The sequence below is a fragment of the Gemmatimonadota bacterium genome (genome assembly GCA_016719105.1).
GTDB lineage: Bacteria > Gemmatimonadota > Gemmatimonadetes > Gemmatimonadales > Gemmatimonadaceae > SCN-70-22.
On record JADKAQ010000024.1, the window covers coordinates 40,602 to 52,915 of the forward strand.

The 12,314-nt window shown below is 70.8% G+C and carries 8 protein-coding genes; 2 read left to right on the top strand and 6 right to left on the bottom strand.

Annotation, left to right across the window (positions count from 1 at the left end; genetic code table 11):
* Window positions 1–35: 35 nt before the first annotated feature.
* Together IPN47_21300 and IPN47_21305 are read right to left on the bottom strand one after the other, a co-directional pair.
* The gene (locus IPN47_21300; GenBank protein MBK9410534.1) at window positions 36–968 is read right to left on the bottom strand and encodes a 3-hydroxyacyl-CoA dehydrogenase; all 933 of its coding nucleotides are present in this window, start codon (window positions 966–968) and stop codon (window positions 36–38) included.
* Window positions 965–1,690 carry a GntR family transcriptional regulator gene (locus tag IPN47_21305; GenBank protein ID MBK9410535.1) on the bottom strand — a complete coding sequence of 242 codons (726 nt, stop codon included), beginning with the start codon at window positions 1,688–1,690 and terminating at the stop codon, window positions 965–967. Before IPN47_21305 ends, IPN47_21300 begins: the two co-directional genes overlap by 4 nt.
* 219 nt (window positions 1,691–1,909) lie before the next feature.
* Here IPN47_21305 and IPN47_21310 point away from each other — a divergent pair, with 219 nt between their 5' ends.
* Both IPN47_21310 and IPN47_21315 read left to right on the top strand, forming a co-directional pair.
* A complete protein-coding gene (locus tag IPN47_21310; GenBank protein MBK9410536.1) occupies window positions 1,910–2,449 on the top strand; it encodes a DsrE family protein in 540 nt (179 codons plus the stop codon).
* 327 nt (window positions 2,450–2,776) lie between these two features.
* Window positions 2,777–4,375, top strand: a complete 1,599-nt coding sequence (locus IPN47_21315) for a S8 family serine peptidase (protein MBK9410537.1) — start codon at window positions 2,777–2,779, stop codon at window positions 4,373–4,375.
* Between the two features lie 182 nt (window positions 4,376–4,557).
* Here IPN47_21315 and IPN47_21320 read toward each other — a convergent pair whose 3' ends face one another.
* From IPN47_21320 to IPN47_21335, 4 genes are all read right to left on the bottom strand, one after another.
* On the bottom strand, window positions 4,558–4,917 hold the full coding sequence (locus IPN47_21320) for a hypothetical protein (GenBank protein ID MBK9410538.1): 360 nt from the start codon (window positions 4,915–4,917) through the stop codon (window positions 4,558–4,560).
* 88 nt (window positions 4,918–5,005) lie between these two features.
* Window positions 5,006–7,774: a DUF3372 domain-containing protein gene (locus tag IPN47_21325; protein MBK9410539.1), complete on the bottom strand. Its 2,769-nt coding sequence runs from the start codon at window positions 7,772–7,774 to the stop codon at window positions 5,006–5,008.
* A 148-nt stretch (window positions 7,775–7,922) separates the two neighbouring features.
* Window positions 7,923–11,372, bottom strand: coding sequence for a hypothetical protein (locus IPN47_21330; GenBank protein ID MBK9410540.1), 3,450 nt, complete (start codon window positions 11,370–11,372; stop codon window positions 7,923–7,925).
* The gene (locus IPN47_21335) at window positions 11,372–12,265 is read right to left on the bottom strand and encodes an ATP-binding cassette domain-containing protein (GenBank protein ID MBK9410541.1); all 894 of its coding nucleotides are present in this window, start codon (window positions 12,263–12,265) and stop codon (window positions 11,372–11,374) included. The genes IPN47_21330 and IPN47_21335 overlap by 1 nt, the downstream gene beginning before the upstream one ends.
* Window positions 12,266–12,314: the final 49 nt, after the last annotated feature.

Below are 12,314 nucleotides of genomic sequence, written 5' to 3' on the forward strand. Positions count from 1 at the left end.
GGCCTTCGTGCCGCCGGTCGTCGTCGCCCCGGTGGTCATGGCGCCCCTCCCTCGCGCTTGAGTGCCGTGATCTGTGCGACCATGCGATCGCGCCACGCACGCTGCGCTGCCGTGGTCGCGTCGCCGACCATCGCGTCGGTGGCACTCCCGAGGCGTTCGATGAGTGCAGCGGTGAGCGCCGGCGTGGGCGAGAGATCGTTCATGAGCCCCGAGATCGAGCCGCCGAAGCGCGTGAGGTACTCGCGCACCCCGCCATCGGCGTTAGTGTTGGCCACGCCGAACGGCCCCATCAGCGCCCAGCGCAGTCCGAGCCCATCGCGCACCACCGCGTCCACCTCGTCCACGCCGGCCACCCCGCTCTCGACCAGGGCGATGGCCTCGCGGATGAGCGCCACTTGCAGGCGGTTGAGCAGGAAGCCAGGGACGTAGCGCCGCAGCTCGACCGGGACCTGCCCAACCGCGCGCAGCATCTCGACCGTCCGCGCGCGTGTCGCCTCGCTCGTGTGCTCGCCGCCCAGCACCTCGACCGCGGGGATCACGTGCGGCGGGTTGACCGGGTGGGCGACGATGCAGCGATCTGCGCCGGCGAGGTCGCGCGCGATCGCGGTCATGTCGAGCGTGGAGGTGCTCGACGCGAGAATCGTATCGGGGGCCGCCGCCGCGTCGAGCGCGGCGAAGATCGCGCGCTTGGCGTCCAGCGACTCGGGGCCGTTCTCCTGGACCCACACCACGCCGTCCACCACGTCGGCGATCGACGCGCACAGCTGCACCTCGGCACTCGGTCGCCCGTCGCGCGCACACTCCTCGGTGTGCCACGCCAGCGCAGCCTCCATCGCATCGCGGGAAGGATCCCAGAGCCTCACCGGGTGGCCGGCGCGCGTGAAGACCCGCACCCAGCTCCGACCGATCACGCCACACGCGACGACCGCGACCGCGGGCTTCCGCGTCGCTTCGCTCGGCACGGTCATGGGCGCCCCTCGACGTCGTAGCCCACGTACAACAGTTGGCGCACGCCGTCGCGTGCCCCCTTGGCATCGTGCCGCTTGAGCGCCTTGAGCAGTCGCTCGTGGGCCGCGCGCGAGGAGCCGAAGAAGTTGCGGGCCGTCAGCGGACGACTGCGGGCGCGCTCCATGAGGACAGGGCCGATGCGCAGCCACATCTGCTCGATGCATCGCACGAGCAGCGGAAGGCGCGAGGCCGCGTAGATGCGAAAGTGGAAGCTCATGTTGGCCGCCAGGCAGGCGGCGGCGTCGCCCCGGTCGGCGGCGGCGACGACCCGACGAAACGTCTCCTCGATGTCGACCAGCTCCGCGGCGGTGATGCGCCGCGCGGCGAGGGCCGCCGCTTCGCCTTCGAGCAGCATGCGCGTTTCGTACAGCGTCTCCAACTCGGCGCGCTCAAGTCGTGCCGTGCGGACTCCCATGTTGGCCGACCCTTCGAGCACCCCTTCGGCCGCGAGCCGTTGGAGCGCCTCGCGCACGGGGGTCGCTCCGATCCCCAGCGCTTCACTCACGGCGCGCACCGTGATCGCCTCGCCCGGGGTGAAGGCGCCCTGCATCAGCATCTGCTTGAGTTGCTGGTACGCCGACTCGCCCAGGGTGACGATCGCCGCCGCGGCGGCCGTGGGGGGCGTGACGTTCGTCGTGGCGGCGGCCGCGGTGACACCCTTCGGTCGTCCGTCGCGTCGCACCCGCGGGCGGCGCGCGGGAGTTCGCGGCGCGCACTTGGCAGTCGATTTGATAGAGGGGGGCATGATTTTATAAAGTACGGCCGCCGAGTGGGGCCGCAAGAAGTGACAGACAAGACTCCGCATTTCCCGTGGTGTGGAGTGCGTGACACCGCGTCGGTTCCCCTGCATCTTCGGGACAGCCCTGTTGATGCGCCACTACTCGCGCCCCCCGGAGATCCCATGTGTCGCCCGCTGACCGCACTCGCCGTTGCCCTGCTGCTCGCCGCCCCTTCCATCGCACAGGCGCAGACCGGTGAGGCGCTCATCAAGAAGCTCGGCGCCAGCGCACCGGTCCCCAACCCGACCTTCCCCGCCGACAAGGCGCTGACGTACAAGATCGCGTGGAGCGTGACGGCGGCGCCGGAGAAGCCCGATCAGTTGGCCGATGGCTTTCGGCGTCCGGCCAACTTCCTGTACATGACCGACACCGAGGGGGTGCCACGCGCACAGGTGCACCTGGCGGTGATCGTCTATGGCCCGGCCACCAAGTCGTTGATGCATGCAGTGGCCTACAAGGCGGCAACCGGCGTCGACAACGGGAGCGTTGCGCTGCTCGAGGCGCTGGACGCGGCCGGCGTCCAGGTCATCGTCTGCGGACAGGCGCTCGCTCGGCTCAAGATCACTCGCGAGCAGCTCCTCCCCTTCGTGAAGGTCGCGACGTCGGCGTCGATGGCGCGCGCGACGCTCGCCGCGCAAGGGTACGCGACCTTCGGACAGTAGGGGGGCGGCGAAGACCGAGACAGGACCGGGAGGCCGGCTCACCCGGCGGTCGAACAGGGCGAGCTTCGGCCGCGGGTGGAACGAGGGGAAGAGGCGAGTTTCGCCCCGACGCTCAAGTTCTCCCCGCCATCGGTCGATACGCTCCGTCACATAGTGCGTCGTCCGACAAGAGCACCCCGGTGGCGACACCGGTCCGCAAAGCCAGCCATCTCCTCGCCCAGTCGGTGAGGAGACCGGGCGGTGACCGAAGCGACACGGTTCATGGGACTGCCGAGTGGCACCCCATGGGCGACGCCCACCCTGTACCTGCCACGGGAGAGCTCGCCCATGCTGGTCCGTTCCGCTCGCCGACTTTCGGCCGCGGCCGCCGCGCTGTTCGCGGCCGCCTGCGCCGATCCCACTGCCCTTCCTTCGACCTCCCAGGTCGTCGACGTCGCCCCCCCGCCGGACACGCGCGCGTACGTCGTGCTCTTCCCCGGCCCCGCCGACTCCGCGGCCGCCTCGGCGACGCTCGACCGACTCGCGTCGAACGTCCCGTCGCTGCGCGTCTCGACGCGCGACCTCACCCCCGGTGTCACCGCGCGCGTGCTCGACGCGGGTGATGCGCCCATCGAGCCGCTGCACGCACTCGGCGGCGCCGTGTTGCGCCTGACGGAATCCGACGCACAGCTCGTGTCGACCGACCCCGGCGTGCTGCTGGTCGAGCCGGTCAAGTACGCGCAGGCACTCGCCACCACCCGCAGCGCCACCACGAGTTGGGCGCTCGACCGCGTCGATCAGGTGGCGCTCCCGCTCGACGGCTACGTGACGCGCCTGGCGACCGCGGGCTCCGGCGTGCGCGTGGCGATCTTCGACACGGGCATTCGCTGGACGCATCGCGAGGTCGCCGGTCGCGTCATCGCCGGCTTCGACGGCTTCACCAACCAGGCCAAGGGGTCGGGCGATGCGCACGGGCACGGGACCGCGGTCGCCAGCACCGTCGGTGGCGCCACGCTGGGGCTCGCGTCCGCGGCAAAGTTCCTCGACATCCGCGTGCTCAATGCCCAGGGGAGCGGGACGAGCGTCGAGTTGGTGCGCGGCGTCGACTTCCTGCTCGCCGAGCGCAAGAAGAACCCCACCATTCCCGTCGTCGCCAACTTCTCGCTCGGCTTCGCCGGCGGGAGCGTGTTGATCGACAGCACCGTCGCCCGACTGGTGAACGCGGGGATCGCCGTCGTTGCGGCTGCCGGCAACGATGCCGGAGATGCATGTCGCACCTCGCCAGCGCGTCTTCCGGCCGCCATCACCGTGGGCGCGAGCGACGCGCGTGACGCGCGCGCGACCTTCAGCGCCATCGGCTCGTGCGTCGACGTCTTTGCCCCGGGAGTGCAGGTGCTGATTGCCAGCGCAGCGAGCGACGCCGCACAGGCGCTGGCGAGCGGGACGTCGTTCTCCTCGCCCATCACGGCAGGGGCGGTCGCGACCGCACTGGCCGCCAACCTGACCGCGAAGCCGGCCCAGCTTGCCGCCTGGGTCGTGCGCGATGCGAGCACCGGACGCATCACCGGGCTTCCGGCTGGGACCCCCAACCGGCTGCTGCGCGTGGCCAACGTCACCCTCACGGGGACGACTACGGCGCCGACGCCGGTAACGCCGCCCCCCACCCCCGTCACCCCCACGCCCACCACCCCGGCCGGCCTGAGCGCAGCATTCAATGCCTCCTGCACGGGGTTGGTCTGCACGCTCACCGCGACCGCGACGGGGACCGAGGCGCTACGAGCGACGTACACCTGGACGCTGGCTCCCGGCGCCGTGGTGCGCGGGACCGGGCTCCAGCGCCTGACGGTGCGCTACGGGATGCCGGGGACGTACACGCTGCGTCTCGACCTGCTCGATGCGTCGGGGCGCCTGACGACGAGTTCAAAGACGGTGGTCGTGAAGGCGTAGCCGCGCGTCGCCAACTGGTGGGCCACTCGGAGTCAGCCGGGGTCCACACAGCTGCAGCGAGCAGTCGTCGCCTCGGTCACCACATTGGGGTCAGCATCATCGAGCATCTGGTTCGATGGAGCTGACCCCAGTTCGCTCGCCCGGCGGTGCCAGTCTGCAACAACGCCCAGTGTGCCCCGACGTCACCCCATGTACCAACGCATCAGCGCATATCCCACGCACACGACGTACAGCGGCCCGAAGATCTCCTTGTTGTACCGCGCGACCCAGACCGGGAGATAGATGTCGAAGTTGGGATGCCGCTCGTCGGTGTAGCGCGCCGCGACATCGGTCAGCGGACAGTGCCACTTGTTGAGCGCGAGCACGACCACCTCGATCGCCACGATGCCGCTGAGCACGAACGCGACGTCGAAGCGACGCAGCCACGTCGCGACCGGAATACCAACGATGCACAGCACGAAGAAGGTCCACGCCACCGTGTGGACGAGCTTCACCGTGCGCAGGCGCGCGGCCGAGGGAGAGTGCGAGGTCTCCAGCTTCATGTCGATCACATACTACTGATAGGAGTCGGCACGCGGCGTCGGCGGGACGCCGATTCGCCGCCGTGCACTCCCCGCACCCGGTGCCACCCTATTCCACCACGAACACCACTGCCGTTCGTGCGGGGATCGTGAAGCGTCCGCTCGCGGTCTCGACGCGCGCCGTCGCCGCCGATCGATCGGCGGCCGCTGGAGCCCGATGCACGGGGTGCAGGACCCAACGCTTCCCCTTCTCCTCCGGCAGGTCGAGCACGCGCTCCTCGGCGGCGACATTCACGAGATAGAGCACTTCGCGAAAGCGCGCCCCAGGGTACCCGGCGCCATCGAGGTGCCCGACGATCACCGTCGGGTCCTGCGTCGCCCCAACGTTCCGGAACTGCAGGCGCTTCGAGACGTCTGCCGCCGTGCGCAGGCGAAAGAGCGTCGAACTCGCGCGGATACGCAGGAGGTCGAGTGCGGCATCGCGCGTCCAGCGAATCTCCGCCGACGTCGGGGCGATGCTCGTATCGGCCAGCACGGGGCGCATCACCGGCCAATCGTCCTTGTTCCGGTGCGCGGGCGGGAGTCCCCCACCGAAGCCGTTGGTGGTGTAGCTCCAGTCGAGGCGGTTGAACCAGTCGCCCGAATCGAACGAGTCGCGATCGAGCGACTTGGAGCGGAGGATTTCGATCCCGGCGTGCAGGTAGGCAATCCCCTGGCTCAGCGCGACGAAGGCGATCCCCAACAGCTGGCTGCGGGCGCGCTGCTCGCGCGACGTCCCGCGCGGGAGGCGCAGGGCATTGAGGTCGAAGAGCGTGAGGTTGTCGTGGTTCTCCACGTAGTTGACGACCTCGCTCGGCTCCTGCGCATAGCCGGCGGGCTGGCCGCCGTAGTCGAAGCGCGACAATGGGCGGCGCACCCCGTCGGCGCCGGTCATCTCGTAGTCGCGCAGCGTCCCGGCGAGCCCCACGCGCGCCAGGTCGGCGGCCCTGAGCCCGTCGGCGCGGCGGTCGCGCCCGGCATTCGGGGCATTGGGGGCATCGAGCAGTCCGTTGAGCAGCCCCTGGTTGGCCACGAGCCCCTCACCCCCGTCGCAGCAGCCCCCCCCGCGCAGCGCATCGCGGGCGCGGTCGCTGAAGGTGGCGATTCCGCTCCCACCTAACGATCGCTGCGATGCCTGGACGAATCGCGCCCCGTTCGCCACCTCGCCAAAGTCCCATCCCTCCCCCAGGAGCGGGATGTGGCGCCCGGCGGCCGCGTCGACGGCGCGTTGCAGCTGGGCCATCGCTCCTCGCGGCTGGTGCCCCATGAGGTCGAAGCGGAACGAGTCGATGCGATAGTGGCGCGCCCACGTCGCCGTCGACTCGACCATGAGCTTGGCCATCATCGCGTGCTCGGTCGCGGTGTTCTCGCAGCAGGTGGAGCGCTCCATTGCCCCGTTCGCACTCAGGCGGTGGTAGTAGCCGGGGACGATGCGATCGAGGACCGACTTGGGGGCCTGCCCGGCGGCAAAGGTGTGGTTGTACACGACGTCCATGCCGACGCGCAGCCCCGCCGCGTGCAGCGCCTGGACCATCGCGCGGAACTCGCGCACGCGACCCGCCGCGTCATCGGCGTCGGTGGCGTAGCTCCCTTCGGGGACCGTGTAGTGAAAGGGGTCGTAGCCCCAGTTGAAGCAGTCACGATCCCGCACCGCGCTCACGGCCCCCTGCTGCTGCTCGGAGTTGGCCGCCGCCGACGGGATCGCGGGGACCACGCACCCCACCTCGGGGACGGTCGACAGGTCGTACGCGGGGAGGAGGTGCACGTCGGTGATGCCCGCCGAGCCTAACGCGCGCAGGTGGCGCATCCCGGCCGACCGTGGCTCGGTGAAGGCGAGGTACTTCCCGCGCCACGCCGCACGCACCGTGGAGTCCTGCGCCGAAAAGTCGCGCACGTGCAGTTCGTAGACCGTGAGGTCGGTGGCGGCGCGCAACGGTGCTGGCCGACGCGCCATGCGCCACCCATTCGGCTGCGTGCGCGGGTCGTCCAGCGAGAGCAGGACGCTCCGCCTGGAGTTCGCGGTGAGGGCCACGGCATACGGATCGGTGACGCGATTGCGCACGATGCCGACGCCGGGGACGAACAGCTCCACTACATAGAGGTAGCCAGCCCCGCGCACGTGGCCGCGCAGGGGCGCGCGCCAGATGCCAGTCGTCTCGTCGCGCACGAGCGGCACGACCGTGGCGGAGTCGCCGGTGGCGCGCGGATACACGCAGGCCGCGACCGCGCGCGCCGTCGGCGCCCACACGGCGAGCCCTCCGCCAGCCGTGCCGAGCGCCTGCAGCGTCGCCCCGAGGTCCGGGGCGTCGGCGGCGCGCGCATACAGGTCATCGAGCGCCCCCGGAAGCTGGATCCCGGTCGCCTCGAGCACGCGCCCGTCCGCATCCTCCCGGACCAGGACGTGCTGGTCGCGAAGCAAACCAGCCACCTGGTCCCGGCGCTCGACGGGAAGCGTTAGGCGCACCCCCGCGGCGAGGAAGCGAAAGCGCTCCGCCACCTCGGCGGGGAGTGGCGACGGATCGCGCGCGAGCGGAATGCGGGCATCGGCCCCCTCGACGGCGGCGCCGCGCGCCACCTGCAGCGTTGCCCCCGCCGATTTGTAGAGGGCATAGCGCCCGTCGGCGGGGGCCCCCGGCCATTGCAGCTGTTGCCGCGAGAGCCAGTAGGCCGACGCGCCGGTCTCGGCGTACCGCACGCGCACCAGCGTGTCGGCCAGCGCGGGGGAGACGCACGCCTGCGCCAGTCCCTGCTGGGGCAAGGCGAGCGCGCGCGAGGGGGTCGGCAGGAGCAACAGCGCGCACGGCGCCAACACGCGAAGGACCGACGCGCGCAGGGTCATCGCGCGCGTCGAACAGACCGATCGGGGCACGCGCGACATCGTTTTGGCGAGGAGGAAAGCGGGCGACGAGAGTGGCGGCATGACTTCAAGCTACTGGCCTCCGCGGCTTCGGCCATACGCACGACGGGGCGACGTCTCGGCGCGCCGCTCAGCGTTCGGATATCGTGGCCCGTGCCCGTTCACGATGTCGCTGCAGCACGCGCACCTCCGGATCGATGACCAACTCGTCCGGACGCGACGAGAGCGTCCACTGCGCGCGCGCCGTTCGACCGGCGCCGAGCATCACCCGCTGTCGACCGTCAGCGATCGCCTCGCCGTTCCGCCTGGCGTCGACATCGACGCTGATCGTCCCGGTTCCGGCGTTTCGGATGACGGCGTCGCAACGCCATGCCGTCCCCTGCCGCTGGCACTGGCTTCGGTCGATGGCCAACTCGGGGAGTGCCGTGCTCCCTAACCACTGCGCCACCTCGAGCTCCAGCGCCACGGGGTCTGGCGCCACCGCACGCAGGGATTCGAGCAATGAGGCCGGAGTGGCCGCGGTCCCCAGCCGCTGGTGCCGCGCGATGAGTTGCTGCAACGCCGCGAAGGTCCGCCGCTCCCCAAGGTGCTGGTGCAGCATCCACATGGCCCACGCCCCGCGCTTCTGCAGCACGGACTCGTCCGCCGTCCCGTCTTCCGACGTCTCGAGAATGGGTCGCTCCCTGCTCGTCGAGCGCCCGGCGAGGTACTGTGCCTCGAGCGCACGGGCGAAGGCCATGCGCGCCTGCGGGCCCAGTTCGGCGTCGATGAGGAGGAGCGCCGAGTAGTCGGCCAGTCCCTCGGCGAGCATTCCGGTTCCCGGGCCTTCGGCAATGTTGAGCAGGTGCCCCCACCACTGGTGCGCGGCTTCGTGCGCCGCGACGGCAAAGGCGAGCCCGCCACGCACCCCCTCCGGTGTGCGCCACCCTAACCCTTCGGAGACGGCGATGGTCGTCGGGTAGGCGGTGGCCTGCGTCTCGAGGTCCGGGGACTCGGCCAGCCGCAGTTCCTGCCACGGATACGGGGCGTACCACTCGGCGTAGCGAGTGCGCGCCGCCCGGAGCGCGTGCAGGACGTTAGGCGCCCTGGACGCGTGCGCCGCCAGGTGAAAGACGGCGGCCCCCGGGGCGCGCGCCACGTTCCACCGTCCCGCCATGAGCGAGAGCGCGCCGACCGGGTGCTCGGTGGCCCAGGTGACGGTCGAACGGTTGCCCACGGTTTCCTGTGCGACCAGGTCGCCGACACCGTTCACCGTGTACTGGCTTGGCGCGCTCACGGTCATGCGCGACGTGAAGCCACGCGCGTCGCGCTCGGCGCCGACGAGTGCCGGGAGGAAGGCCCCGCGATGGGTGGAGAGGACCGTCGCCTCGGGGAGGATGTAGCTCGAGGCGCCGCCGCCGTTGCGCGTGTAGCGGGCCGGCATGGTGGCCCGATAGCGAAAGCCGACGCGCACGCGCTCGCCCGGACGCAGCGGCGCGGTGAGCGCCACCTCTACGGTGTCGCGCACTCGCCGTCCCGTCGAGCGCTCGGCGCCGCCCTCCCATATCACCTCGCCGAGGACGGCGGGGACGTGAAAGCGCAGCGACTGCAGCGTCGAGGCGCCACTGTTCTCGACGTCGTACGTACCGCGCGCGCCCATCGTGTGCGCCTGCGGCTCCAGTTCGATGGTGAGGTCGATGTGTGCGAGGCGCGTCCCGAACGGTGCACCCTCCCGCGCACCGGTGGCCGGCAGGCCTTCGCTCGCTGCTGATGCCACGCTCGCCCCGCGCGCTGGCGCTGCGCGGTCGATGCGCACCGCCAACAACCCGGCGGCGACGGCGGGGACGACCGCGAGCGGAGCGAGGCGCCATCCGGCGCGCAGGACATGCACGGGGCGCCGGCGTTCCTTCCCGCGGGACACGTCACGCTCGGTGCGCGCAAAGGCGCGGCTGGCGACGGCGAAGCAGAGCGCCGCCGAGCCTAACGCGAGCAGGCGGTTGAGCAGCAGGGGGGGACCGTTGAGCGGGAACGGGCCGAAGTCGGTCCATCGCAGCGCTCCCCAGAGCGGCCAGTTGGAGAGCCAGGTCATCCCGCCGCCCATGAAGTGCGCAGCGGTGAGCACCAGCGTGGCCAGGCCGATCGCCAGCGCGCTGGTGCGCTGTCGCACGACCACCATCACCGCCATGACGAACGACGTCCAGAGGATGAAGGTGGGGGCGAGGACGAGGCCAAAGACGAGCAGCAGAGGCCCGGCCTCGATGCGCGCTCCGGGCTGCAGCACCGCGGCGCCGATCCCGCCGACGACGCACACCGCCAGGAGCACGACGACGAGGGTGAGCGCCGCGATTCCCCTCCCGCTGAGCATCGCGGTCGTGGGGATCGGCGACGACAGGGCGAGCGACTCGAAGCCGGTGGCGCGATCGCGGTGCATCATCTCCACCACCGTGAAGAGGAGGTAGAGGCAGACGAGTACCGTGACGACCGGGATGGTGCGGACCGCGAAGTCACCGGCCGAGGTGAGGAGCGGGAGGCCGTAGTCGTCCACTTCGCCCCCGCCCACCTCCATGACGATGGCGAGGAGGGCGAGCCCGAAGAGATACCCCGCCGGCTGCGCACGCAGTTCGCGCAACTCGGCGGTGAGCACGGTGCGGAGCCCGGTAAACCACCCTGGGGCGCGGCTCTGCATCCGCAACTCACCCAACGGGGCAAAGGTCGCACGGGTGGGACGCGCGGTGACGGCCGTCGCTGCGCCTGACGGCGGCGCGTCCGTGCGGCGGGCGCGCCGCACGCCGAGGGCCCAGACCGCGGCGGCGGGGACCATCAGCGTGAGCAAGCGGCCCGCGACAATCGTGGCATCGAGCGCCAACGGTGCGGTGTTGTAGTAGCCGAGGCCACGATCCTCGGCGAAGAGCGAATGGGAGAGCCAGCGCAGCCCGGTGGGATCGAGCACCATGAGCGTATGATCGAGCCACGGCGCGATCCCGACCGGGTGCCAGTTCCAGAAGAGGGCGAACTGCGCCACGTACAGCGCGGTCGGGAGTGCGTAGACCAGCATCGGGCGGCGTGTGGCGGCACCGAGTGAGAAGGCAAGACCGGCCATCCACAGCACCCCGGGCAGGGCAAGGACGACCAATGGGACGACGTACGACGCCAGCGAGAAGGGGCCGCGCGCCACGCCGCCGACCCCCAACTCCCGGAAGGCCATCACGACCAGCAGGTGCACACCTAACGCGAGCAGCAGGGCCGCGACGACGCCCGCCAGCTTGGCCACCAAGTATTCGCGCGTGCTCACCGGTGAGCTGCCGATCAGATCGGTCATCCCCACTTCGTCGTCGCGCAGGACGGTCAGCCCGGCCATGAGCGCGACGAAGAAGGGATAGACGAAGAACGCACTCATCGCGAAGGTCGGGGCGAGCGCGTGCACCGAGTTGGCGAAGGCGCGCACCCCATCCACCGTCTCCCCACCGCCGCGAATCATCGCCACGGGGTTGAGCGTGCTGGTGGCCGCCACGACGATCAGGAGCAGCGTCCAGAACGGCGCGCCACGCAGCTGCGTGCGCAGTTCGAGCGAGGCGATCGCCTGCATACGCGCGCGTGGCATCACGCCACACCGCGCAGCGACGGATGTCGCGATTGCGTCAGGAGCAGGTAGGCATCGTCGAGCTTGGCCTGGACGCCGTGAAAACCGTCGGGGACCACGCCGTCCGGGGCGTGCACGCGCAGCCGATGGCGCCCCTCGACCAGGTACGATTCGGTCACGTGGAAGCGCGCGCTGATCGCCTCGAGGGCGTTGCGCCCCACTTCGCCCTCGAACATCGCCCCGGCCAGCGCGTCGCGTGCAGCCGACGGCGTGGTGGAGGCGAGGATCGTCCCCTGGTGCAGCACCGCAAAACGCGGGCAGAGGACGGCGACGTCGTCCACGATGTGCGTCGACAGGAGCACGATACGCGACTCGGCGAGTTCGGCCAGCAATCGATAGAAGCGAAGGCGCTCTTCGGGATCGAGACCGGCCGTCGGTTCGTCGACGATGATCAGGCGCGGGTCGCCCGCGATGGCCTGCGCGATCCCCAGTCGCTGGCGCATCCCGCCCGAGTAGCTCCGGACCGGTCGTCGTGCGGCCGCGCCGAGGTTCACGCGTTCGAGCAGCGCCTCCACGAGGGCATCGATCCCGCCCGGGTGCGACACCCCCTTCAGCTGCAACATGTGGCGCAGCATGGCGTGCCCCGTCAGGTGCGGATAGAACCCGAAGTACTGCGGGAGGTAGCCCAGCCTGGGCCAGAGGCGTTCCGGGTGCCCCGTGATGTCGTCGCCGTCGAGGATGATGTGCCCGGCGGACGGCTCGAGCAGCCCGGCGAGGATCCGCATGAAGGTCGTCTTCCCCGCCCCGTTAGGGCCCAGCAGGCCGAACATCCCGGTGGGGACATCGAGCGAGGTGCCACGGAGCGCGTGCACGGGACCGGGATACCACTTGGCGAGGGCGCGGATCTCGAGCATGGCGGCGGCGGAGGCAGCGAGGAGGAGGGGGGAACGTGTCGAGCACGGG